This is a genomic window from Caballeronia cordobensis, assembly GCF_001544575.2.
Classification (GTDB): domain Bacteria; phylum Pseudomonadota; class Gammaproteobacteria; order Burkholderiales; family Burkholderiaceae; genus Caballeronia; species Caballeronia cordobensis.
Genome location: NZ_FCNY02000009.1, coordinates 11,946 through 36,132 on the forward strand (window position 1 = coordinate 11,946; position 24,187 = coordinate 36,132).

General features: G+C 65.0%; 21 protein-coding genes. 15 read left to right on the forward strand and 6 right to left on the reverse strand.

The window, feature by feature from the left end; all coding sequences use genetic code 11:
- Positions 1-111 precede the first annotated feature (111 nt).
- On the forward strand, positions 112-3,081 hold the full coding sequence (locus AWB70_RS18250; RefSeq protein WP_053569632.1) for a putative bifunctional diguanylate cyclase/phosphodiesterase: 2,970 nt from the start codon (positions 112-114) through the stop codon (positions 3,079-3,081).
- Between the two features lie 108 nt (positions 3,082-3,189).
- The gene (locus tag AWB70_RS18255) at positions 3,190-4,410 is read left to right on the forward strand and encodes an ROK family transcriptional regulator (protein ID WP_053569867.1); all 1,221 of its coding nucleotides are present in this window, start codon (positions 3,190-3,192) and stop codon (positions 4,408-4,410) included.
- A gap of 2 nt (positions 4,411-4,412) precedes the next feature.
- Here the strand turns inward: AWB70_RS18255 and AWB70_RS18260 are convergent, their stop codons facing one another.
- Positions 4,413-5,039, reverse strand: a complete 627-nt coding sequence (locus AWB70_RS18260) for a LysE family translocator (protein WP_045454846.1) — start codon at positions 5,037-5,039, stop codon at positions 4,413-4,415.
- A gap of 131 nt (positions 5,040-5,170) precedes the next feature.
- Between AWB70_RS18260 and AWB70_RS18265 the strand changes: the two genes are divergently transcribed.
- From AWB70_RS18265 to hutI, 3 genes are all read left to right on the forward strand, one after another.
- Positions 5,171-5,635: an Lrp/AsnC family transcriptional regulator gene (locus AWB70_RS18265; RefSeq protein ID WP_045454843.1), complete on the forward strand. Its 465-nt coding sequence runs from the start codon at positions 5,171-5,173 to the stop codon at positions 5,633-5,635.
- Positions 5,636-5,778: 143 nt separating this feature from the next.
- A complete protein-coding gene (gene hutU / locus AWB70_RS18270) occupies positions 5,779-7,452 on the forward strand; it encodes a urocanate hydratase (protein ID WP_053569631.1) in 1,674 nt (557 codons plus the stop codon).
- Complete coding sequence (gene hutI, locus AWB70_RS18275) at positions 7,449-8,669, forward strand: imidazolonepropionase (protein WP_053569630.1); 1,221 nt, start codon at positions 7,449-7,451, stop codon at positions 8,667-8,669. Before hutU ends, hutI begins: the two co-directional genes overlap by 4 nt.
- 69 nt (positions 8,670-8,738) lie before the next feature.
- Here hutI and AWB70_RS18280 read toward each other — a convergent pair whose 3' ends face one another.
- Entirely contained in the window at positions 8,739-8,993 is a 255-nt protein-coding gene (locus AWB70_RS18280) for a GlsB/YeaQ/YmgE family stress response membrane protein (protein ID WP_053569629.1), read from the reverse strand.
- A gap of 208 nt (positions 8,994-9,201) precedes the next feature.
- On the opposite strand from AWB70_RS18280, the gene AWB70_RS18285 reads away from it, so the two are divergent.
- Positions 9,202-9,699 (forward strand): hypothetical protein, encoded by a 498-nt coding sequence (locus AWB70_RS18285; RefSeq protein WP_053569628.1) that lies wholly within the window; start codon positions 9,202-9,204, stop codon positions 9,697-9,699.
- Positions 9,700-9,792: 93 nt separating this feature from the next.
- On the opposite strand, the gene AWB70_RS18290 is transcribed toward AWB70_RS18285, so the two are convergent.
- Both AWB70_RS18290 and AWB70_RS18295 read right to left on the reverse strand, forming a co-directional pair.
- Positions 9,793-11,601: an OmpA family protein gene (locus tag AWB70_RS18290; RefSeq protein ID WP_053569627.1), complete on the reverse strand. Its 1,809-nt coding sequence runs from the start codon at positions 11,599-11,601 to the stop codon at positions 9,793-9,795.
- A 135-nt stretch (positions 11,602-11,736) separates the two neighbouring features.
- On the reverse strand, positions 11,737-11,973 hold the full coding sequence (locus tag AWB70_RS18295; protein ID WP_143281656.1) for a hypothetical protein: 237 nt from the start codon (positions 11,971-11,973) through the stop codon (positions 11,737-11,739).
- Between the two features lie 159 nt (positions 11,974-12,132).
- On the opposite strand from AWB70_RS18295, the gene AWB70_RS18300 reads away from it, so the two are divergent.
- Positions 12,133-12,429, forward strand: a complete 297-nt coding sequence (locus AWB70_RS18300) for a YciI-like protein (RefSeq protein WP_045454830.1) — start codon at positions 12,133-12,135, stop codon at positions 12,427-12,429.
- A gap of 14 nt (positions 12,430-12,443) precedes the next feature.
- Here AWB70_RS18300 and AWB70_RS18305 read toward each other — a convergent pair whose 3' ends face one another.
- Together AWB70_RS18305 and AWB70_RS18310 are read right to left on the reverse strand one after the other, a co-directional pair.
- Positions 12,444-13,436 (reverse strand): LysR family transcriptional regulator, encoded by a 993-nt coding sequence (locus tag AWB70_RS18305; RefSeq protein WP_053569626.1) that lies wholly within the window; start codon positions 13,434-13,436, stop codon positions 12,444-12,446.
- 178 nt (positions 13,437-13,614) lie between these two features.
- Positions 13,615-14,880 carry a mechanosensitive ion channel family protein gene (locus AWB70_RS18310; RefSeq protein WP_053569625.1) on the reverse strand — a complete coding sequence of 422 codons (1,266 nt, stop codon included), beginning with the start codon at positions 14,878-14,880 and terminating at the stop codon, positions 13,615-13,617.
- A 205-nt stretch (positions 14,881-15,085) separates the two neighbouring features.
- Here AWB70_RS18310 and AWB70_RS18315 point away from each other — a divergent pair, with 205 nt between their 5' ends.
- Genes AWB70_RS18315 through AWB70_RS18350 form a run of 8 tightly spaced genes read left to right on the forward strand, consistent with a single transcriptional unit; the run spans position 15,086 to position 24,176 of the window.
- Positions 15,086-16,084, forward strand: a complete 999-nt coding sequence (locus AWB70_RS18315; protein WP_053569624.1) for a MurR/RpiR family transcriptional regulator — start codon at positions 15,086-15,088, stop codon at positions 16,082-16,084.
- On the forward strand, positions 16,081-17,046 hold the full coding sequence (locus AWB70_RS18320; protein WP_053569623.1) for an isoaspartyl peptidase/L-asparaginase family protein: 966 nt from the start codon (positions 16,081-16,083) through the stop codon (positions 17,044-17,046). The genes AWB70_RS18315 and AWB70_RS18320 overlap by 4 nt, the downstream gene beginning before the upstream one ends.
- The gene (locus AWB70_RS18325; RefSeq protein ID WP_045454816.1) at positions 17,043-18,941 is read left to right on the forward strand and encodes a dipeptide ABC transporter ATP-binding protein; all 1,899 of its coding nucleotides are present in this window, start codon (positions 17,043-17,045) and stop codon (positions 18,939-18,941) included. The genes AWB70_RS18320 and AWB70_RS18325 overlap by 4 nt, the downstream gene beginning before the upstream one ends.
- A 25-nt stretch (positions 18,942-18,966) precedes the next feature.
- Entirely contained in the window at positions 18,967-20,517 is a 1,551-nt protein-coding gene (gene gsiB, locus AWB70_RS18330; protein WP_053569622.1) for a glutathione ABC transporter substrate-binding protein GsiB, read from the forward strand.
- Positions 20,518-20,565: 48 nt separating this feature from the next.
- A complete protein-coding gene (gene gsiC / locus AWB70_RS18335) occupies positions 20,566-21,486 on the forward strand; it encodes a glutathione ABC transporter permease GsiC (RefSeq protein ID WP_014251158.1) in 921 nt (306 codons plus the stop codon).
- Positions 21,487-21,493: 7 nt separating this feature from the next.
- Positions 21,494-22,384 carry a glutathione ABC transporter permease GsiD gene (gsiD, locus tag AWB70_RS18340; RefSeq protein WP_045454810.1) on the forward strand — a complete coding sequence of 297 codons (891 nt, stop codon included), beginning with the start codon at positions 21,494-21,496 and terminating at the stop codon, positions 22,382-22,384.
- On the forward strand, positions 22,381-23,355 hold the full coding sequence (locus AWB70_RS18345; RefSeq protein ID WP_053569621.1) for a DmpA family aminopeptidase: 975 nt from the start codon (positions 22,381-22,383) through the stop codon (positions 23,353-23,355). Before gsiD ends, AWB70_RS18345 begins: the two co-directional genes overlap by 4 nt.
- Positions 23,352-24,176, forward strand: coding sequence for a M55 family metallopeptidase (locus tag AWB70_RS18350; protein WP_053569620.1), 825 nt, complete (start codon positions 23,352-23,354; stop codon positions 24,174-24,176). Before AWB70_RS18345 ends, AWB70_RS18350 begins: the two co-directional genes overlap by 4 nt.
- Positions 24,177-24,187 lie beyond the last annotated feature (11 nt).

A 24,187-nucleotide genomic window follows, 5' to 3' on the forward strand; every position in this document is an offset into this window, starting at 1 on the left:
GACCCCGGAGCGGTCCGGTTGGCCAAAAGCGGCGGCGTGCGGGGTTTTCGGACTCGGCCGCTGCCTGCGCCGCGCATTTCGCGCCGGGCGCAAACGGGGGTTTTTCCAGGTATGGCGTCGGTTATTCCAGCTTCCTTATCGAGATTCAGACGCACGGGCTCGTGGATCGACGACGCGCTGTACGCGGTCGCCGTTTACGCCGTGCCCGTTCTGATTTTGCTCGGTACGATCGCGACGCTCTATTTCCTGCCGCGCCAATATGAAACGCGTGGCGCCGTTCCTCTCGAATTACGTGTTTTCTCCGATCAGAGCGGTCTAATGGGTCCGGCCGATGCGCGCGAAGCGCTGCAAGGCGCCGCGCCCGTTTCCCGTTACAGCACGCGTCTTTCCGAAAAACCGGTGTGGTTCGGCTTTACGACGCCCAGCATGAGCGCCGACTCGTCGACGGTCGTCGAATTGCCGTCCCGTCATGCGCAAACGCTTGCCTGCTGGAATGCAGATACGCTTGATCTTCTCGGCAAGGCCGACCGCGATCTCGTGAGCGGCGAAATGCGCGCGGTGAAAGCGGGCTTCTCGATTCAGGTCGGCCGGCTGAAACACGCCGAAAACATTATTTGCCGCGGCACGTTTTCGGGCCCGGCGCAAATCAATGCCTATGCGTGGGAATGGCAGGGCCTGCGCAATTCGTCGCTCGATTTTCAGGAAAGCTCGGGCCTCATCGCCGGCGGCCTGCTCACGCTTGCGGTATTCGTGTTCGTCACAGCGCTCATCAATCACGAGTGGACCTATGTGATTTTCGCGGTGTGGCTTGTCGGCAATCTGCGCCTGTGCGCGAACGCGATGGGCTGGGACATGCAGTGGGTGGGCCGCGTGCTGCCGTCGGAGTTCATGCAGCCGTTGCGGCAGTTCACTTTCGCCGCCTATTACCTGCTGACGGCCGCGCTCTTTCAGCAGCTCTTCCGGCGCGAGTTGCGCGTGGTCGGCTACAGGTGGCTGCTGCGCGTGATCCAGTATGTCGGCATCGTGCTGCTCGCCGCGGCGCTCGCGCTGCCGTACGAGTACTTCATCCCGGTGCTGTGGGTCATCGCCGGCTTCGGTATCTGCGTGCTGCTGTTCTTCCTCGCGCGGCTCGTGTGGATGGCGCGCTCGCGCACCGTGCTCTGGTATGTCGCGTCGCTCGGCGTCGTGCTGTTCTCCACGTTCTCGGAAGTGCTCGGCGCGGCCTTCGGGCTGAAGGTGCTCGTGGGCGGCGTGAACACGGTGATGGCCGCGCTCTCGTCGAGCATGATGGCCGCCTTCGCGATCGCCGAGCAGATGCGCGCCGAACGCGATTTCCGCCGCCAGGCGCAGATGGAATTGCGCAACACCTACGAAGTCACGCCGATCGGCCTCTTCACGCTCGATACCGACGGCCACTTCGTGCGCGCCAATCCCGCGTTGCGCGCCATGCTCGATCTGCAAAAGGCCGACTACAAGGTGCGGCACTGGAACGACTACTTCGAGGCCGGCGCGTGGGGCGCGTTGCAGGCGCTGGCGTCGAAGGGCAGCGACGGCGAGCTCGAAATGGGCGGCTCGTCCGAGCGCGGCACCGGCGAGCGGCGCTATCTGCTGAAGGCCATCCGCTCGAATGGCTGGATCGAAGGCTCGCTGCAGGACACGACGGAGCGCTCGAAAGCCGTCGAGCGCCTGCGCTTTCTCGCCGAGCATGATCCGCTCACCGGCTCGCTGAACCGCCGCGGCATCGAGAAGGCGATCTCCGCGCAAAGCGAAGAGACGCTGCCGTGGGCGCTGGCGTATGTCGATCTCGACCGCTTCAAGCTCGTCAACGATCTGTTCGGCCATCGCAGCGGCGACGAAGTGCTGCGCCAGGTCGCGGCGCGCACGCGCGCGCACTTCGGGCGCAGCTATCGGGTCGGGCGCATCGGCGGCGACGAGTTCGTCTGTGTGATGCACGATACGTCGATCGAAGACGCCATCGCGCAATGCCGCGAGCTCATCGCCATTTTGTCGGACGCGCCGTATCAGGTCGGCAATCGCGCGTTTCAGGTGAAGGCGTCGATCGGTCTCGTCGAATGCTCGCAGGGCGTGCGCGTGCAGGACGCGCTTTCGCATGCGGACCGCGCGTGCCGCGAGGCGAAGAAAGTCGCGCACACGCATCTCGTCACGTATCGCAAGGGCGCGGCCGCGTTCGAGGAGCGCGCGGAGGAGTTGCGGCTCGTCGAGACGCTCGGGCGCAATCGCCTGCCGCCGGGCCTGTTCCTCGTGATGCAGCCGATCATGTCGCTCTCGGCGCCGACCGAATCGCTCAATTTCGAAGTGCTGCTGCGCATGCGCTCTCCCGACGGCGCGACGCTGCCCGCCGGCAAGGTGATCGTCGCGGCAGAGGAATCGGGCAATATCGCGGCGATCGACCGCTGGGTCATCTCGACGTTGCTCGAATGGATCGAGACGCATCAGCATCAGCTCGGCAATACGCAGTTCGTCTGCGTGAATCTTTCCGGCGGCTCGCTCAACGACGAGCAGTTCATGGAGGACATCTTCGCGCTCTTCGCGCGCTATCAGTCGATCGTGCATTACCTGTGTCTCGAAATCACGGAGAGCGTCGCGCTGCACGATCTGGAGAACACGCAGCGCTTCATTTCGCGCGTGCACGACATGGGCGGCAAGATCGCGCTCGACGATTTCGGCGCGGGCTACACGTCGTTCAAATATCTGAAGGCGCTGTCCGCCGACGCCCTCAAGATCGACGGCGAATTCGTGCGCTCGATGTGCGCGCATCCGGCGGATATCGCGATCGTCGAGGCGATCGTCGCGCTTGCACGCAATCTCGGCATGCGCAGCGTGGCGGAGTGGGTCGAGGACATCGACACCTTGCGCGCGTTGCAGGAAATCGGCGTCGATTACGTGCAGGGCTTTCTCGTCGCGCGGCCGCAGGACAGCGCGGCGATTCTCGCGGCGAGTTCGGCCGCGAGCTTCGTGAAGGACCCGGAAGTGGTGAGCTTCGTCGAGTGCCTGTCGGAACCGGCGCAGGCCGCCGTGTTCGACTATGAGTGGCACGCGCGCGCATCGGGGACGCATTGAATCGCCGGTTTGCTCGCTTGCTAGAATCAGTGCACCAGATTCGAGCAAACGGGGACGAACCCATGAACCATGTCCGGCGCGCACGCGAGCGCCGCGAGGCACGCGCCGATGTCTGAGCGGCCCGCGCGCAAAGCCTCGATGCATTCGGTCGGCTCCAACCAGCTCGGCATGCGCCAGTTCAACGAGCGCATCGTCCTGCAGGCGATCCGGCTGCACGGCGCGCTGCCCAAGGCCGACGTCGCGCGCCTCACGCGCCTTTCCATGCAGACGGTTTCGCTGATCGTCGATCACCTCATCGACGACGGATTGCTGCAAAAAGATGCGCGCACGCGCGTGAAAGGGCGCATTGGCCAGCCTTCCGTGCCGATCTCGCTGCGCGCGGACGGCGCGTTTTCCATCGGCGTGAAAGTGGGGCGGCGCAGCCTCGACGTGCTCTCGATGGACTTCGCCGGCAGCATGCGCACGCGCGAAACCCTGGAATACGCCTATCCCGATCCGCACACGCTTTTCCCCGCGCTTGAGGCCCGGCTCGCGCGCGTGGTCGCCGCGCTCGGCGACGGCGCGCAAAAGATCGCGGGCATCGGCGTGGCCGCGCCGCTGTGGCTCGGCGGCTGGCGCGATTTCTTCGACACCCCGCCCGACGCGCTCGCGGCGTGGAACGACATCGACATTCGCGAACGCATTCAGTCGATGACCGCGCTGCCCGTCGAATTCGCCAAGGACACGACAGCCGCGTGCGCCGCCGAACTGGTGATGGGCCAGGGGCGCGGGCTGCGCAATTTCCTCTATGTGTTCATCGGGACGTTCATCGGCGGCGGGCTTGTCATCGACGGCAGACTGCACGCCGGGCCGAGCGGCAATGCGGGCGCCATCGGCTCGTTTCCGCTGTTTCACGGCCGCGCGCGGCGCGCCGGGCAACTGCTCAATACGGCATCGGTGTACGTGCTCGAAAAGGCGTTCGCCGCCGCGGGCGCGCCGGCCGCGGCCGCGCACGACGAGCGGGCCGTATCGTCGCCATTGCGCGCGCTAGCGGAGACGTGGATGGGCGAGACGTGTCCCGCGATCGCGACGGGCATCGCGTCGGCGGCGGCGCTGCTCGATCTCGAAGCCGTGGTCATCGACGGCGAAATCGATCGCACCTTGCTGCGCGAAGTCATCCGCCGCACCGACGGCGAACTCGCCGGTTTCGACTGGCAAGGCATGACACGCCCGCGTCTGGTCGAAGGGCAGATCGGCCCCGACGCGCGCGCGATGGGCGGCGCGATCCTGCCGCTCTATGCGCACTTCGCGCCGAAGCACGAGCTCTTTCTCAAACCGCTGGAAACCTGATTTCAGTCGAGCGACAGCCGCGCGGCGAATGCGAGCAGCGCGGCGGAGAAGGTCCAGCGCTGCACGGTCTGCGCTTTCGGATGACGGCGCAGCCAGCCGGAAATGCGTACCGCGCCCGCCGCGAGCGCGAGGTCGAACATCACGCCGACTGCGACCAGCACCACGCCCAGTTCAAGCACTTGCGACCAGACCGGCCCCGTCTCCGGCCGCACGAATTGCGGCAGCAGCACGGAACAGAACAGCAGCGCCTTCGGATTGAGGATGCTGCTCAAGATCCCTTTCATATACGCGGAACGCAGCGTGGACGCGGCGGCCTGGCCGGGCGCGGCGTCGAGTCCGAACGCGGGCGAGCGAAAAATCTGAATCGCGACGTACGACAGATACAGGCCGCCCGCGATGCGCACGCCGTCATAGAGCCACGGCGCGCTGCGCAAGAGCGCGGCGACGCCGAGCGCCGAGAGCGTCACGTGGGTCGCGCGCGCCGTGGCGAGCCCGGCGGCGACCGCGAGGCCATGCCGCAGACCGCGCGTGCCGCTCGTCTGAAGCATGAGCGCCATGTCCGGTCCCGGCAGCGCGTAGACGACTGCGAGCGCGCCGACGAAAACCCACAGCAAGTGTGCCGAGACCATGATGAATTCTCCTGTTTCGAAGGCATCATCGTGCCATTTCGGACGCGGCGGTTTCTGGTATTTTGCATCGACATTCTGAGCAGACTTGGCGTGATCCGCTAGAATTTTCGGAATCAGGAGAGGAAAGCGCTATGACCGAACTCGACCGTATCGACCGCGCCATGCTCGCGGCGCTCCAGCAGGATGGCCGCATGCCCGTCGCGAAGCTTGCCGAACGCGTCGGACTTAGCGAAACGCCGTGCGCGCGCCGGTTGAAGCGCCTCGAAAGCGACGGCTATATCGACGGCTATCGCGCGATGTTGTCGCGCAAGGCGCTCGAACTCGGCGTCGTCGCGTTTGCGCAGGTGCGCTTCAGCGTGCACGATCGCGCGCTGTCGGATCGCTTCGAGCGCGAGATTCACGGCATCGCGCGCATCGTGTCGTGCCACAACATTTCGGGCACGGCGGATTATCTGTTGCAGATCGTCGCGCGCGATCTCGACGAATATGGCGTCTTCATGCGCGACGTGCTACGGACGCTGCCCGGCGTCACGGCCGTCGAATCGATGCTTTCCCTGCGTGAAGTCAAGCGCGACGGCGGCCTGCCCTTGCCGTAAGCCTTGTCTATACAAGGACCGGACGAAAGCCTCGGGATTCCCCTAATACAACTGAAGTTGTATATACAAGAACATGAGACCCACTCGCCGCGGGTTTCCGCCCGCGCTCGCCGACTCACTTTCTTGATGCGCAGGAGCACTCCGTGACTTCATCCTCCCGTTTTCGCGACACCGAGATTCGCGCACCGCGCGGCACGCGTCTCAACGCCAAAAGCTGGCTCACCGAAGCGCCGCTGCGCATGCTGATGAACAATCTCGATCCCGACGTGGCCGAGAATCCGAAAGAGCTGGTCGTCTATGGCGGCATCGGCCGGGCGGCGCGCGACTGGGCGTGCTACGACAAGATCGTCGAGACGCTGAAGCGCCTCGAAGCGGACGAGACGCTGCTGGTGCAGTCGGGCAAGCCGGTCGGTGTGTTCCGGACGCACGAAAATGCGCCGCGCGTGCTGATCGCGAATTCGAACCTCGTGCCGCACTGGGCGAACTGGGAGCACTTCAACGAACTCGATGCGAAAGGCCTCGCGATGTACGGGCAGATGACCGCCGGAAGCTGGATCTACATCGGCAGCCAGGGCATCGTGCAGGGCACGTACGAGACCTTCGTCGAGGCAGGGCGGCAGCACTACGGCGGCGACCTGAAGGGCCGCTGGGTGCTCACCGCGGGGCTCGGCGGCATGGGCGGCGCGCAGCCGCTCGCGGCGACGCTCGCGGGCGCGTGTTCGCTGAATATCGAATGCCAGCAGAGCCGCATCGATTTCCGTCTGAAGACGCGTTACGTCGACGAACAGGCGACCGATCTCGACGACGCCCTCGCGCGCATTCAGCGCTACACGTCCGAAGGCCGCGCGATGTCCATCGCCCTGTGCGCCAACGCCGCCGACGTGCTGCCCGAACTCGTGCGGCGTGGCGTGCGCCCGGACATGGTCACGGATCAGACGAGCGCGCACGATCCGCTCAACGGCTATCTGCCGCAGGGGTGGACGTGGGCGCAGTATCGCGACCGCGCGCTGAGCGATCCGGCGGGAACCGTGAAGGCCGCGAAGCAATCGATGGCCGAGCACGTGCGCGCGATGCTCGCGTTCCGCGAACAAGGCGTGCCGACCTTCGACTACGGCAACAATATCCGCCAGATGGCGAAGGAAGAGGGCGTCGACAATGCCTTCGACTTTCCGGGCTTCGTGCCGGCGTATATCCGGCCGCTCTTTTGCCGCGGCGTCGGGCCGTTCCGCTGGGCGGCGCTGTCGGGCGATCCGGAGGATATCTACAAGACCGACGCAAAAGTGAAGGAACTCATCGCCGACGACGCGCATCTGCATCGCTGGCTCGACATGGCGCGCGAGCGCATCAGCTTTCAGGGCCTGCCCGCGCGTATCTGCTGGGTCGGGCTCGGGCAGCGCGCGAAGCTCGGCCTCGCGTTCAACGAGATGGTGCGCAACGGCGAGCTGTCGGCACCGGTCGTGATCGGCCGCGATCATCTCGATTCCGGCTCGGTCGCGAGTCCGAATCGCGAAACCGAAGCCATGCAGGACGGTTCCGACGCCGTTTCCGACTGGCCGCTGCTCAACGCGCTCCTGAACACGGCGAGCGGCGCGACGTGGGTGTCGATCCATCACGGCGGCGGCGTCGGCATGGGCTTCTCACAGCACGCGGGCGTCGTGATCGTATGCGACGGCAGCCGTGAAGCCGACGCGCGTATCGCACGCGTGCTGCACAACGATCCGGCGACGGGCGTCATGCGCCACGCCGACGCCGGCTACGACATCGCCGTTCAGTGTGCCCGCGAGCAGGGCCTCGACCTGCCGATGATCGCGCGATGAAAACGCTCTGGCACGGCTGCCACGCCGCGACGATGGCGGGCGGCAAGTATTCGGTCGTCGAAGACGCCGCGATTCTCACCGACGGCGCGCGCATCGAATGGATCGGGCCGCGCGCGTCGGCGCCGGATATCGGCGCATGCGAGCGCGTCGATCTCGACGGTGCGTGGGTGACGCCGGGCCTGATCGACTGTCACACGCACCTCGTGTTCGGCGGCGATCGCAGCGGCGAGTTCGAAGAGCGGCTCGAAGGCGTGAGCTACGCCGAGATCGCGGCGCGCGGCGGCGGCATCGCGAGCACGGTGCGCGCGACGCGCGAAGCCAGCGAGGACGCGTTGTTCGAAGCCGCGAAGGCGCGCGCGCTCGGCCTCGTGCGCGAAGGCGTGACCGCGCTCGAAGTGAAATCCGGCTACGGGCTCGATCTCGCGAACGAGCGCAAGATGCTGGCCGTCGCGCGGCGTCTCGGGCAAGCGCTGCCGCTGACCGTGCGCGCCACCTGCCTTGCGGCGCACGCCTTGCCGCCCGAATACGCGAATCGCGCGGATGACTACATCGCGTACGTCTGCGACGACTTGCTGCCCGCGCTCGTCGCCGAGGGACTTGTCGATGCGGTCGATGCGTTTTGCGAGCACATCGCGTTTTCGCCGCAGCAAGTCGAGCGTGTATTCCAATGCGCGCGCGATCTCGGCGTGCCCGTGAAGCTGCATGCGGAGCAGTTGTCGTCGTTGCACGGCTCGTCGCTTGCGGCGCGCTATCGGGCGCTGTCGGCGGATCATCTCGAATACATGACCGAAGACGATGCCGTGGCGATGGCGCAAGCCGGCACCGTCGCCGTACTGCTTCCGGGCGCGTTCTACATGTTGCGCGAAACGCAGTTGCCCCCGGTCGATGCGCTGCGGCGGCACCGCGTGCCGATCGCGCTGGCGAGCGATCTGAATCCCGGCACGTCGCCGGCGCTTTCGCTGCGCATGATGCTCAACATGGGCTGCACGCTGTTCCGCCTGACGCCGGAGGAGGCGCTCGCGGGCGTGACGATTCACGCGGCGAAGGCGCTCGGACTGCAGGCGACGCACGGTTCGCTGGAAGCGGGCAAGGCCGCGGATTTCGTCGCGTGGAAGATCGGCAGGCCTGCTGAGCTTTCCTATTGGCTCGGCGGCGCGCTGGAAAATCGCGTCGTGCGCGCGGGCGTGGAAATCGACTTCTCGCGCATCGCCGCATAAAAAGACGCCTCGTCCAAATCGGCGAGGCGTCTTGCTCGAACACGAAACGAGAAACGTCCGGGCGCGGCGTTACGAACTGCGCTTGCGGATCATGCCCCAGACCACGAGCAGGATGATCGCGCCAATGATCGAGGCGATCCACCCGGCAGGCTGCCCCGGCTGATACCAGCCCAGCGCGCGGCCGACGTAGCCCGCGATCAGCGAGCCCGCGATACCGAGCACGATGGTCATGATCCAGCCCATGTTGTCGTCGCCCGGCTTGATGGCCCGCGCGATGAGACCGACGACGAGTCCGACGATCAAAGTACCGATGAATGCAAGCATGCGGTTGCTCCTTGACTGAGTTTGACGGCTTCTTGACTGCGTTGCAGATGGATTCCGGATGGGCCCGGTACATTCAAATTAGCACGGCGCCATGCATTTGGGTATGACGCTGGCCACACGGCCTATGCCATAAGCATGAACGGTGCCGCGTGCGTGACCAAGGTAGAATTCGTTGCATTATCTGAATGCCTGATCGCACCGCAACGATATGACCGATTCCGAATTTCCTTCCACCGACGACGCGATTCACGAGGACCGCCTCTGGCGCGACGACGGCTGGACCGCCCGCGTGATCAAGAACGAGGACGACGACGGCTGGGCCGTCGAAATGATCCAGGCGGGCGAGGCCGAGCCTGCGCTCGTCGGCCCGTGGACGATGGGCCGCGACAAGAAAAACCCGAAGCCGCTCGACGCCAATGCGTTTCGAACGCTCGTCAAGACGGCGTCGGAAGTATTGCGCCGGCATGAACAGCAGCGCCATGCGATGCTGCACAAGAACGTCGCCATCGACGTGCGCGGCGAGGAGATGACGGTCACGCTGGAGATCGTTCCCGACGACGACGATCCGTACGCCAATCTCAAGGCGTTCGATGCCTTCGGCACGCAACTCGCGCATGTGCGTGTGTCGCCGGCATTCAAGCTCAGCAAGGCCAGCGCGGAACGCTGGGCCGAGAACGATTTCGCCAAGCCGGGCTCGGGCGGCTAGACGCGGTTGAGCGCGATTGAGCGCATAAACGAAAACGCCGTCGCGTTGTGCCGCGACGGCGTTTCAAGAGGATGACGAGCGGCGCTCTGGCGCTCAGCGATTTTTCACGACGAATTCGATCCTTCGATTCGCGAAACGTCCGCTCGCGGTTTCGTTGTCCGCAATCGGATTGGCGTCGCCGTAACCCGCCGCCGTGAGCGATTGCGGCGGCACGCCGCTCTTCACCAGGAAGCCGCGGACTGCCTGAGCCCGTTCCTTCGACACTTCGAGCTTGGCCGCTGCCGCGCCCAGCGTATCCGCATAGCCCGCGATTTCGAGATTCACCATCGAGCCCTTGGCTGCGCAGTTCTTGAGCAACTGCGCCGTCTCGCCGAGCGTGGCGTACGCGCTTTCCGGCAACTGCGCGCTCGAACGCGCGAAATTGACGACCTGAAGGTCGAGCACCTTGGTCAGCTTGCTGCCGGAGCACGGCGTGTCGGTGGCGAGCAGGCTCTTCATCGCGCTGCGAAAGGATTGCGTCGCCGTGGCGACCGCGCCATCCACGTCGAACGCGGCGACCTGGAACATGCCGCCGAGCGTGCCCTTCAGACGGTCCGTCCAGCCGAGCTTGGCGTTCGCGGCCGTGCCGCTCAGTTCCACCTTCGAGCCGCTCACCTTGGCTTCGGCGCCGGGCAGGGCCATCAGCGGGAAGAAATCGTTCAGGCGCGAAAGCCAGGTTGCGGGGCGCGTTTCAGGCACGATAGCGACGTTCGCGGTGAAGGCTTTGCCGAAACGAGCCGTCAGCGTGTCGAGCAGATGCTTCTTCTCGGCTTCCGTGCCGACCGTGGCCTCGATCGCGGGCGTGCCTGCCGCGTTGACGTTGAACAGCAATTGCGCATCTCTCCAGGAGGCGGGTGCGGTCGTCGGTGCAGGCGCGGCGACGGCCGATGCCGCCGTGGTGATCGGCGTGTCGGCGATGGCCGATGCGGCGATCGGGGCTTCGTCCACGGGCTGCGTGGCCGGCGCCGACACGTCCGCGACGTGCGGCGCTGCCGGAGCCGTACTCAGATCGATGCTGTCGCGTGTCGTGAAGCCGCGATAGTAGACCAGCGCGAGGATCAGGGCCAACACGGCGAACAGCACCCAGACCCACTTGTTCGAACGCTTCGCCGCGGGCTTGATGACCGGCTTGCGCAACGCAGGCTGAGACGGAGGCGCGGCTGCCGGGCGCGGCGCGGACTTCGCGACAGGCGCGCTCAGCACGGCGGCGGCTGCGGCGGGCTCCGGCGCTACCGCCACGGGCACGTCGTTGTCGATGCGCTGGTCCAGGCTCGATGCGACCGTAGCGAGACGGGGCGCGATGCAGCTGGTGAAGCCTTCGGTGTTGCCGACGCCGATTGCCGCCGCGACCGCGTTCGACATCGACGTATTGATTTCGCCGATCTGCTCGCGCAGGAGTTTCGGCACTTGCGTCAGGCCCCACTGCGCGAGCAGGAAATGCCGCTTCAGGGTGCCGAACAGCACCGCGGCGACGATGCCCGCGAGCGCCGAGGTAGCTTGCGTGGGAACGCCGGTCTCGGCAGATACGGCGTCGGTCAGCGCATCGACGCGCTGGCCGGTCGCGAGCGCGGCCAGCGCATGGCCGTTGGCTTCCAGTTGCTTGAGCCCGCCGGTGGTCGCGATAAGCTTGGAAAACTGATCGACGATATAAGCGTTCGTCTCCGGCTGCATGATGACGGCGTACACCGACTGCGCGCCGGGTACGAGCGTCGCCCGGTCCATCAGCGATGCCACGAGTCCGGGCGCGATGCGTGCCGCGACTTGCCGGACGATGGGCCCGGGTATGCCGAACTGTTGCGACAGCTGTTCCGCGATGTGGTCCGAGATCGCGGAATTGACCGCCTGGACGAGATTGATGCTCATCGACTGTCTTTCCTTTCTACATGGGCGCGCAACGCAGGCGCAATGGTGCAGCGCATTCTATATGCGCAGTTATCCTAAAAAGATTTAGGCAAACTTCTTTACGAAAATGGCGCGCCGATGCGACTGTGCGACGCTTCAGCGTGCGCGCGGGCTCATGCCAGTGAAGAACCTGAGAATGCGCTTTCCGGTGATGCCGAGCCATGACGGTTCGGCGGGCGCGGGTTCGTCGCTGTTCACCTGAAGCGCAAGGAGGGACAGCATGGAGTGAGAGCGAATGAGCGTGCGGTACGATGCGTCGAGCGGCGACGTCCACGCACACGTGCGGCAATCGTGTTTCGCGCACGTATTGCAGGGAGGTTGATCGCGATTCATGGCGGAGTCCTTTTCGAATACCTGCACATGATCTTCGATAAGCTTTCGCCTGACGATCAGAAGCTTCCGATTGAACTCTTGGTTTCGATCTCGGAAATAGGACAAACTAGTCGGGCGAGCCAGACACTGTTGCGCTGAAGTACTGAAAAGGAGAAGGCGATGCACTACCTGCTGATTTACGAACTTTGTTCGGATTATCTGGAGCGCCGCGCGCAATTCCGCGACGCGCATCTCGCCCTCGCGTGGGCCGCCGTCGAACGGGGCGAGATCGTGCTCGCCGGCGCGCTCGACGCGCCCACCGATCGCGCAATGCTGCTATTTCACAGCGATTCACCCGCGCCGGCGGAAGACTTCGCAAAAAACGATCCGTATGTGAAAAACGGCCTGGTCGAGCGCTGGGAAGTGCGCAAGTGGAACACGGTCGTGGGCGCGAGCGCGGCCACGCCTGTGCGATAATGCCGACGAGACAGTCACGCGTCGGCCGTTTCTTCCTCGGGACGATCGCGGCGCGTGGAACCCCGGCGCTGCGCCGAGCGATACAGGCTCGTGAGCGTATCGTCGATCTGCTGCGAGCGTTCGAAGAGCGCCGCGAGCCAGTCGACGAACACCGAGACGCGCGGGGTCGCCTGACGGCTCTTCAAGAACGCGACCGATACCTTCATCGGCGGCGACTTCCACTGCGGCAGCACTTCGCGCAATTGTCCCGAACGCAGATAGGACTGCGCCGCGATGCGCAACGGCTGGATCAGCCCGAGCCCTTCGACGCCGCACGCGAGATACGCGTGTTCGTCGGCGACCTGCACGAAGCCGCGCATCTTCATCGTGACGGGCTTGCCGTCGACATCGAAATCGAAGTCGGCGGGGCGGCCGCTTTTTTCCGACAGACAGTTCACCGCGACATGCTGCGGGAGTTCGTCGAGCGTTTGCGGCGTGCCGTGCTTTTCCAGATACGCGGGGCTCGCGCACGTCACCTGTTCGAGCATGCCGAGCCGGCGCGCGATCAGACCCGAATCCGGTAATTCGCCGAGCTGCACGCTGCAATCGACGCCTTCGCCGACGAGATCCACATTGCGATTGCCGATGCCGATCGACAGCTCGATCTGCGGATAGCGCGCGTGAAACTCCGGCAGCGCGGGCACGACGATCGAGGTCGCGACGGTATCGGGCATCTCGACGCGCAGCCGTCCGCGCAGGCGCTCTTCGCCCGCGCCGAAACCGGATTCGAGCTCGTCGATATCGGCGAGGATTTGCGCGCAGCGTTCGTAATAAGCGGCGCCATCGACGGTGAGATTCAGGCGCCGCGTCGTGCGTGCGAGCAGTTGCACGCCGACGAGCGCTTCGAGTTGTTGCACGGTCGTCGAAACACTCGCGCGCGGCATGCCGAGTGATTCGGCGGCGCGCGTGAAACTGTTCGTATCGACGACACGCGTAAAGACACGCATGGCATGGACGCGATCGATCACGTTGAGTTTTCCTTTTATGACGATTGAATGGCGATGCGCGAGTAAAAGCGACTCCACCGCGGCTATGAGGCTGCGGAAAAAAGGCGCATCGGCGATGGTTAGATCGTACGGACGGGAAGCGTCAACGTGAATACACAAAAATGGCGGATTCTTGCCTGATCCTTCGCGACGGCGAACATCAGAGCATCGGCATCTCGCCGCGCAGCCGGCCCGCGAAACCGGTCATGTCCGCGCCCGAAGGGGATTGGTACAGCCGCAAGCCCATCTCTGGAAGGATGGAGAGCAGATGATCGAACACGTCGCCCTGAATGCGCTCGTATTGCGTCCACGCGGTCGTCGCGGTGAAGCAGTAGACCTCGATCGGAATGCCCTGCGATTCGGGCTCCAGCATGCGCACCATCATGGCCATGTCCTGACGGATTTCCGGGTGCCGCTGCAGATACGCCAGCCCATACGCGCGAAACGTGCCGATATTCGTGAGCCGCCGCCGGTTGGCCGGCTCGTTGGCGAGCTCGCCGAGATTGCGGTTCGCCTGCTCGACTTCGGTCTGCTTCTGTTCCAGATAATCGTGCAGCAGGCGAAAGCGTTTCAGCCGCGCGGTTTCTTCGTCGGTGAGAAATCGCACGCATTGCGCGTCGATACGCAAGGTGCGCTTGATGCGCCGTCCGCCCGATTCGAACATATGCCGATAGTTGCGATAGCTCTCCGAAAAGAGCTTGTACGTCGGCACGGTCGTCACGGTGTTGTCCCAGTTCTGCACCTTGACCGTATGCAGCGCGATGTCCTTCACGAAGCCATCGGCGGCGGCTTGCGGCATTTCGATCCAGTCGCCGATGCGCAGCATGTCGTTCGACGTCAGTTGCGTGCTCGCGACCAGCGACAGCAACGTGTCCTTGAACACGAGCAGCAGCACCGCGGAAAGCGCGCCGAGACCGGAAAGCATCCAGAGCGGCGAGCGGTCGATGAGAATCGACAGCACCAGCACGCCGCACACGAGCGCGAGCGCGAGCTTGCCGATCTGGATATAGCCCTTGATCGAGCGCGTCTGCGCTTCCTTGCTTTCCGCATAGACGTCCTGCCACGCCGAGAGCGCGCTGCCCGCGGCGAGAAACACGCAGATCCACGCGCAGCCATGCGCGACGCGGCCGATGACCACGGCCCAGTGACCGATGCGCGGCACTTCGTCGATGCCGAGCGCGACCGTCGCGAACGGCACCGCGTACCAGAGCCGGTGATAGGCGCGATGCCTGATGAACGCGCGATCCCACTTCTCGTGCCCCGCGAGCACGAGCAGGCGGTGCGCGATACCCAGCACGATGCGCGCGACGACCCATTGAACGAACAGCGCGATCAGCGCGAGCATGACGAGACCCGCGACGAGCTGCGCCCACGGATGAGCGGCGAGTTGCTGCGGCAAAGGATCGGGAAGGAAATCGAAATTCATACTTATGGGTAGGAACAGGGAAGTGCGCCCGGTATTGTGCATGAACGCGCATCGAACACCGCGGCCGTGCGCGTGTTATCGGAACACGCCTCATCGGAACACGCCTTATCGAAAACCCGAGTTCGATGAAAATGAATTTTTTTTCACGAGGTTTTCGAGTAAATATACTTTCATCGTCACTCTGGCAAGGTCAGCAGAGCGTTTCATGTCCCGTTCCCTATCGGCCCATGCGCCTCATGCCGTTCGCACGCCGGCGAGCGCAGACGATCTGATCTCCGCGCGCATCGCCGCGGCCATGCCGACGCTCACGCCGATCCATCGGCGCATGGGCGCATTCGTGCTGGCCAACCTGTTCCGCTCGGCGACCATGCGTATCGACGAGTTGGCGGGCGCGGTGGGCGCGTCGGTCGCGACGGCGAACCGCTTTGCGCGCGCGCTCGGCTTTTCCGGCTATCCGGCGTTTCGCGAGGCGCTCGTGCGCGGCTTCGAGGCGACCATTGCGCCGGTCGAACGCTTGCGGACGGCGCTGGAATCGCCCGCGAGCGGCGCGGAAGTCTTCGATGCATCGCTCGCGCAGGCGGCCGCGAATCTGCGTCTCGCCCAGACGTCCGTCGATGGCGCGAGAGCCGAGGTGATCGTCGAGATGATTCTCGCCGCGCCGCGCGTCTTCGTGATCGGCTATGGCGCGAGCGCGTTTCTCGCCGGTCTGATGGAGCACGGGCTCACGCCGTATTGCTCGAACGTGCAGTCGCTCGCGCTGATGGGCGGGCCGTCGCACGCGGCGCGCCGGCTTTTCACGGCGTCGCGCGGCGACGTGCTCATCGCGATCGCGTTTCCGCGCTATGTCGACGACACCATCGCGCTCGCACGGCTCGCGCGCGATCACGGCTTGCGCGTCATCGCGATGACCGACAGCACGGCGTCGCCCCTCGCGCAAGTGGCGGACCTCGTGCTCGCGATCCGCGCCGAACGCAGGCTGGCGGCGAACTGCGACACGGCGGTGCTCGCGGTCATCGAAGCGCTGTGCGATGCGGTCGCGCATCGCGCGAAGCGGTCGGTCGAGGCGGCGTCGGGATTGACCGAATTCGTGCTGCCGTGGCTCGTCGCGCCGTCGCTCACACGAGAGCACACGGAACACGCCGAGCACGCTAAGCGCCGCACGCACGCGAAAAGAACCATTCACACGGAACCGCGCGAATCATGAAGGCCACACCAGTCATTGCGATTCACGGCGGCGCGGGCACGATCCTGCGCAGCGCGATGAACTCTGAAACCGAAGCGCGCTATCACGCGGCGCTCGAAGGCATCCTGCTCGCCGGACAGCGTGTGCTCGCCGATGGCGGCAGCGCGCTCGACGCCGTCACCGAAGCCGTGCGCCTGCTCGAAGATTGTCCGCTCTTCAACGCGGGCCACGGCGCGGTGTTCACGGCCGCCGGCACGCACGAACTCGACGCCTCCGTGATGGACGGCGCGACGCTCGAAGCCGGCGCCGTCAGTTGCGTGACGCGCGTGAAAAACCCGGTGCTCGCCGCGCGCCGCGTGCTCGACGTGAGCGAACACGTCATGTTCACCGCCGCGGGCGCGGAAGCGTTCGCACAGGCGCAGGGGCTGGAATTCGTCGATCCGTCGTACTTCTATACGGAGGCGCGCCATCAACAATGGATGAAGGCGCGCGGCACGTCGGGCACGATGCTCGATCACGACGCGACGACAAAGTTTGCCTTCGAGAATGATCCCATCGACCCCGACAAGAAGTTCGGCACCGTCGGCGCGGTCGCGCTCGATGCGCACGGTCATCTGGCGGCGGCCACGTCGACGGGCGGCATCACCAACAAGCAGGCGGGCCGCGTCGGCGATGCGCCGCTGATCGGCGCGGGCTGCTATGCGAACGACGCCACCTGCGCCGTGTCCACCACCGGCACGGGTGAAATGTTCATGCGCATGCTCGCGGCCTACGACGTCTCGGCGCAGATGGAGTATCGCGGCGCGTCGCTGGAAGACGCATCGCACGATGTCGTGATGAACCGTCTGCCGCGCATCGAAGGACGCGGCGGTCTTGTCGCCGTCGACGCGAAGGGCAATGTCGTGCTGCCGTTCAACACGGAAGGCATGTATCGCGGTTTCGCGCGCGTGGGCGAAACGCCCGTTACGGCGATCTATCGATGACGATACCGACCCTGCCCGATGCCCGCGTGATCGACGTGCGCGATCTGTCGGTCGCGTTTCGCTCGCGCTCGCGCACCATCGAAGCCGTGCGCAATATCTCGTTTGCCGTGGATCGCGGCGAGACGCTCGCGATCGTCGGCGAGTCGGGCTCGGGCAAGTCGGTCACGTCGCTCGCGCTGATGCGGCTCGTCGAGCACGGCGGCGGTCAGATCGTCTCGGGCAGCATCGCGTTTCGCCGACGCAACGGCATCACGCTCGATCTCGCGAAAGCCTCGTCCGCGACCATGCGCGGCGTGCGCGGCGCCGATATCGCGATGATCTTTCAGGAACCGATGACATCGCTCAATCCGGTGTTCACGGTCGGCGATCAGATCGCGGAAGCCATTGCGCTGCATCAGGGCAAGAGCCATGCACAAGCGCGCGCCGAAGCATTGCATCTGCTCGATCTCGTGCGCATTCCCGAATCCAAGCGCGTATTCGCGCGCTATCCGCACCAGTTGTCGGGCGGCATGCGCCAGCGCGTGATGATCGCGATGGCGCTCTCGTGCAAACCCGCGCTCCTGATCGCCGACGAGCCGACCACCGCGCTCGACGTCACCATTCAGGCGCAGATCCTGCAACTCGTGCGCGGCCTGCAGGACGAGATGAACATGGGCGTGATCTTCATCACGCACGACATGGGCGTGGTCGCCGAAGTGGCGGATCGCGTGCTCGTGATGTATCGCGGCGAGAAGGTCGAGGAAGCGCCATCGGACGCGCTGTTCCACGCGCCGAAGCATGCGTACACGAAGGCGCTGCTCGCCGCGGTGCCCACGCTCGGCGCGATGCGCGGCACCGACCGCCCCGCGAAATTCCCGATCCTCGAAGTCGAACCCGTGGATAGCGCGCCGGACGACGCGAGCGCGCTGCGTCCCTCTGCGGCGGTCGAGAAGGAACAGCAGCCCGCCGTCGACGAAACCGTGCAGCCCATCTTGCGCGTGCGCGATCTCGTCACGCGCTTTCCGGTGAAAAGCGGCCTGTTCGGACGCACGACCGCGGCCGTGCATGCGGTCGAGCGCGTGAGCTTCGAGCTGCGTCCGGGCGAAACGCTCGCGCTCGTCGGCGAATCGGGCTGCGGCAAATCGACCACGGGCCGGTCGCTTTTGCGTCTCGTCGAGAGCCAGAGCGGTTCGATCGAATTCGACGGACGCGATATCAGCAAGCTCGAAGGCCACGCGCTGCAAACACTGCGGCGCAATATCCAGTTCATCTTTCAGGACCCGTTCGCGTCGCTCAATCCGCGTCTGACAGTCGGCTTTTCGGTGATGGAGCCGCTGCTCGTGCATGGCGTCGCGAGCGGGAAGGAAGCGCAGGCGCGCGTCGACTGGCTGCTCGAAAAAGTCGGCTTGCCGCCCGAGGCCGCGCAGCGTTATCCGCATGAATTCTCGGGCGGTCAGCGGCAGCGCATCGCGATTGCAAGAGCGCTCGCGCTGAACCCGAAGGTCGTGATCGCCGACGAATCCGTCTCCGCGCTCGATGTGTCGGTGCGCGCGCAGATCGTCAATCTGATGCTCGACCTGCAGCGCGAACTCGGCGTGGCGTATCTCTTCATCTCGCACGACATGGCGGTCGTGGAGCGCGTGAGTCATCGCGTGGCGGTGATGTATCTCGGGCAGATCGTCGAGATCGGGCCGCGCGCGGCCGTGTTCGAAGCGCCGCGCCACCCGTACACGAGAAAGCTGATGAGCGCGGTGCCGGTTGCCGATCCGTCGCGGCGGCACGCCAAACGCATGCTCGCCGCCGACGAGATACCGAGCCCGATCCGCAAGCTCGGCGATGAGCCCGTCGTCGCAAAACTGGTTGCCGTCGGACCGGATCATTACGTTGCCGAGCATCACGTCGGCGGCGCTTACTAGAAGCACTTCAACAAGGAGTCCAACGATGCCGAGTTTCCAATTGCGCGCGACGCTCGCAGCAAGCGCGTTCGTCACACTGACCGCCCTCGTGCCCGCCGCGGCGCATGCGCAAAGCACCGCCGTGATGGCCGTTGCCTCGACCTTCACGACGATGGACCCGTACGACGCCAACGACACGCTCTCGCAGGCGGTGGCGAAGTCGTTCTATCAGGGCCTGTTCGGTTTCGACAAGGACATGAAGATTCAGAACGTGCTCGCCACGAGCTACGAGGCGAGCCCGGATGCGAAGGTCTATACGATCAAGCTGCGCCAGGGCGTGAAGTTTCACGACGGTACGGACTTCAACGCTGACGCCGTGAAGGCCGTATTCGACCGCGTGACGAATCCGGACAACAAGTTGAAGCGCTACAACCTCTTCAACAAGATCGAGAAGACGGAAGTGATCGATCCGTACACGGTGAAGATCACGCTGAAGATTCCGTTCTCGGCGTTCATCAACGTGCTCGCGCATCCTTCGGCGGTGATGATCTCGCCGGCCGCGCTGCAAAAGTATGGCAAGGAGATCGCGTTTCATCCCGTCGGCACGGGGCCGTTCGAGTTCGTCGAATGGAAGCAGACCGACGACCTGAAGGTGAAGAAGTTCGCGGGCTACTGGAAAAAGGGCCTGCCGAAGATCGACATGATCGACTGGAAGCCGGTCGTCGATAACAACACGCGCGCCGCGCTCATGAAGACGGGCGAGGCGGACTTCGCGTTCTCGGTGCCGTTCGAGCAGGCCGATTCGCTCAAGTCGAGCCCGAAGGTCGATCTGATCGCGGCGCCGTCGATCATTCAGCGCTATGTCAGCATGAACACGCTGCAAAAGCCCTTCGATAACCCGAAGGTGCGCGAGGCGATGAACTACGCGATCAACAAGGAAGCGCTCGTCAAGGTCGCGTTCGCGGGCTATGCCGTGCCGGCCGAAGGCGTCGTGCCGCCGGGCGTCGATTACGCGACGCCGAAGCTTGGCCCCTGGAAATACGATCCGGCCAAAGCGCGCGAACTGTTGAAGGAAGCGGGCTATCCGAACGGCTTCGAAACCGTATTGTGGTCCGGCTATAACCACACGACCGCGCAGAAGATCATCCAGTTCGTGCAGCAGCAGCTTTCGCAAGTGGGCGTGAAGGCGTCGGTCGAGGCGCTCGAAGCGGGGCAGCGCGTGCAGCGCATCGAAAGCGCGCCGGATCCCAAGACCGCGCCCGTGCGCATGCTCTACATCGGCTGGTCGTCGTCGACGGGCGAAGCGGACTGGGCGATCTCGCCGCTCCTGAGCGGCGGTTCCTTCCCGCCGAAGCTCTTCAACACCGCGTACTACAAGAACGATCAGGTCGACGAAGACTTGCAGAAGGCGCTCGCGACCACCGACCGCGGCGAGAAAGCGAAGCTCTACACCGATGCGCAAAAACGCATCTGGGCCGATGCGCCGTGGATCTTTCTCGTCACGGAAAAGGTCGTGTACGCGCGCAGCAAGCGTCTGTCCGGCGCGTACGTGATGCCCGACGGCTCGTTCAGCTTCGACGAGATCGCGATCAAGTAAGGCGCTTGGGCCGGGCACGCGCTGCCCGGCCTCATCTGAAGAAAAACGATGCTCAATTTCATCGCCAAACGATTGTTAGGCTTGCTGCCGACGCTCTTCATCGTCGCGGTGCTGGTGTTCTTTTTCGTGCACATGTTGCCGGGCGATCCGGCGCGTCTCGCCGCGGGCGCGGAAGCCGACGAAGCCACAGTCGCGCTCGTGCGCGCCGATCTGGGCCTCGACAAGCCGTTGCCGCAGCAACTGGTGAACTTCTTCGGCAAGATCGTGCATTTCGACTTCGGCATGTCCACGCGCAGCAAGCGGCCGGTATCGACGGAGATCGCCGAACGCTTCATGCCTACGTTGTGGCTCACGGTCGCGAGCATGGTGTGGGCGGTGATCTTCGGCATGGCGATCGGCATCGTGTCGGCTGTGTGGCGCAATCGCTGGCCGGACCGGCTGGGCATGACGCTCGCGGTGTCGGGCATCTCGTTTCCCGCCTTCGCGCTCGGCATGCTGCTGATGGAAATCTTTTCGGTGAAGCTCGGCTGGCTGCCGATCGTCGGCGATGGCTCGTGGCAAAGCTATGTGCTGCCGTCGCTCACATTGGGCGCGGCGGTCGCGGCGGTGATGGCGCGCTTCACGCGTGCGTCGTTCGTCGAAGTGCTCGGCGAAGATTTCGTGCGCACCGCGCGCGCGAAGGGCGTGCACGAGCCCATGGTCATCGTGAAGCATTGTCTGCGCAACGCGATGATTCCCGTCGTCACGATGATGGGCCTGCAGTTCGGCTTTCTGCTCGGCGGCTCGATCGTCGTGGAGAAAGTGTTCAACTGGCCGGGCCTCGGACGCCTGCTCGTCGATGCCGTCGAGATGCGCGACTATCCGGTGATTCAGGCGGAAGTGCTGCTGTTTTCGCTGGAATTCATCGTAATCAATCTGGTCGTGGACGTGCTGTACGCGATCATCAATCCGACCATTCGTTTCAAGTGAGGACGTGATGAGCGTAACAGCGCAAACGCCGGTCGCCGCCGCCCACGAAATCCGCACGCCGTGGAGCGAGTTCTGGCGCAAGTTCAAACGGCAGCATGTCGCGATGGTCGCGGCGGGCTTTGTGCTGCTGCTGGTCGTGATCGCGATCGTCGCGCCGTATATCGCGCCTTACGATCCGGAAAACTATTTCGATTACGACGCGCTCAATGCGGGCCCGTCCGCCGCGCACTGGTTCGGTGTGGATTCGCTCGGGCGCGATATTCTGAGCCGCATTCTCGTCGGCAGCCGCATCTCGCTGACGGCGGGTCTGCTCTCGGTCGTGATCGGCGCGGTCATCGGCACGTTCTTTGGCCTGCTCGCGGGCTATTACGAAGGCTGGTGGGATCGCATCGTAATGCGCATCGCGGACGTGCTGTTCGCCTTTCCCGGCATTTTGCTCGCGATCGGCGTCGTCGCGATTCTCGGCAACGGCATGGTGAACGTGGTGTGCGCGGTCGCGATCTTCAGCATTCCCGCGTTCGCGCGGCTCGTGCGCGGCAACACGCTCGCGCTGAAGCATCTCACGTATATCGAGGCGGCGAAGAGCATCGGCGCATCCGACTGGACGATCCTCGCGCGGCACATTCTGCCAGGCACGATCTCGTCGGTGGTCGTGTACTTCACGATGCGCATCGGCACGTCGATCATCACGGCGGCGAGCCTCTCGTTTCTCGGACTCGGCGCGCAGCCGCCGACGCCCGAGTGGGGCGCGATGCTCAACGAAGCGCGCGCCGACATGGCGATGGCCCCGCACGTCGCGATCTTCCCGAGCCTCGCGATCTTCTTCACGGTGCTCGCGTTCAATCTGCTCGGCGACGGCCTGCGCGACGCGCTCGATCCCAAACTCGACCGGCCATGACGATATCCGACGTCGCGGGCGTGACCGTCGGTCATTGCACGCTTGCGCAAGGCGCGATTCAGACCGGCGTCACGGTGATTCGTCCGCACGGCGGCGATGTGTACCGCGACAAGGTGCCCGCCGCGGCGTGCGTGATCAACGGCTTCGGCAAGAGCGTCGGGCTGGTGCAGCTCGATGAGCTCGGCGTGCTCGAAACGCCCATCGCGCTGACCAATACGTTCGGCGTCGGCACGGTTGCGAACGCGCAGATCCGCGCGGCCATCGCGGCGAATCCGCGCATCGGACGCGAAGAGCCAAGCGTGAATCCGCTCGTGTTCGAATGCAACGACGGCTATCTGAACGACATGCAGGCGCTCGCGATCGACGAGGCGCATTACGCGAGCGCGCTCGACGCCTGCAGCGCGCATTTCGCGCGCGGCGCGGTGGGCGCGGGGCGCGGCATGTCGTGCTTCGAGCTGAAGGGCGGCATTGGCTCGGCTTCGCGCATTGCGCGCATCGGCGAACAGTCCTTCACGACGGGCGCGCTCGTGCTCGCGAACTTCGGCAAGCTGCATCAACTGGTCATCGAAGGCGAAGCGGTCGGACGAAGGCTGCAAGCCAGCACGCACGCGACGCCCGAACAAGGCTCGATCATCATGCTGATCGCAACCGACGCGCCGCTCGATTCGCGCCAGTTGCGCCGCGTCGCGATGCGGGCCGCGGCCGGCCTCGCGCGCACCGGCTCGGTCTACGGCCACGGCAGCGGCGATATCGCGCTGGCCTTCACGACCGCGTACACGGCGCGGCACGATGCGGACTTCATCGCACTGCCGCCGCTCATCAACGACGCGCGGCTCGATCCGCTGTTCCAGGCCGCTGCCGAGAGCGTCGAGCACGCGATCCTCGACGCGCTCCATAGCGCCGAAACGGTCGCCGGACGCGACGGCCACCGGCGCTTATCGCTCAACGACGCATTGAAGGCACGCTCATGAAAGTGCTGATTTCAGTGGATATCGAAGGCATCGCGGGCGTGTTCCATCCGGAGCAGACGCGACCCGGCAACACCGAATACGAGCAGGCGCGCCGCTGGATGACGCACGAGGCGAACGCCGCCGCGCAAGGCGCATTCGAGGGCGGCGCGTCGCAGGTGTGGATCAACGATTCGCACGGCGGCTTTCGCAACCTGATGCCCGATTTGCTCGATCAGCGCGCGCGCCTCGTGCTCGGCAAGCCGCGCACGCTCGGCATGATGGCGGGGCTGGAGGCATCGCCGGACCTCGTGTTCATGATCGGCTATCACGCGCGGGCGCAAAGCCGCGGCATTCTCGCGCATACCATCAACAGCGCCGCGTTCGCGCGGGTTTCGCTCGATGGCGAGGAGACCGGCGAGGCCGGACTGTACGGCCGGCTCGCGGAGGAACAGGGCGCGCGCGTCGCGCTGCTTTCCGGCGACGACGTGTTCGGCGCCGAAACGCTGCCCGCGTTTCCCGGCGCGCGCTTCCTCTGCGTGAAGACCGCGCACGGCTATTCGAGCGGCGTGACGGAAACCCCGGCGGCGGCGTGCGAAGCGATCCGGCTCGCCGCGCGCGAGACGGTCGAAGGCGCGGCGGCCTCGGGCCACGCGCGGCGTTCCGCGTCCAGGGCGTATCGCTGCGAATTGCGTGCGCAAACCACCGCGTTCGCCGATCTCTTCTGCCAGTGGCCGGCGCTCGAACGCATCGATGCCGTGACCCTCGCTTTCGAGGCGCCGTCGGCCGAACACATCGTGCGAATGCTCAATTGTCTTTCGGCAATGTCCTTCATGATACGGTGAGGGTTTGAACC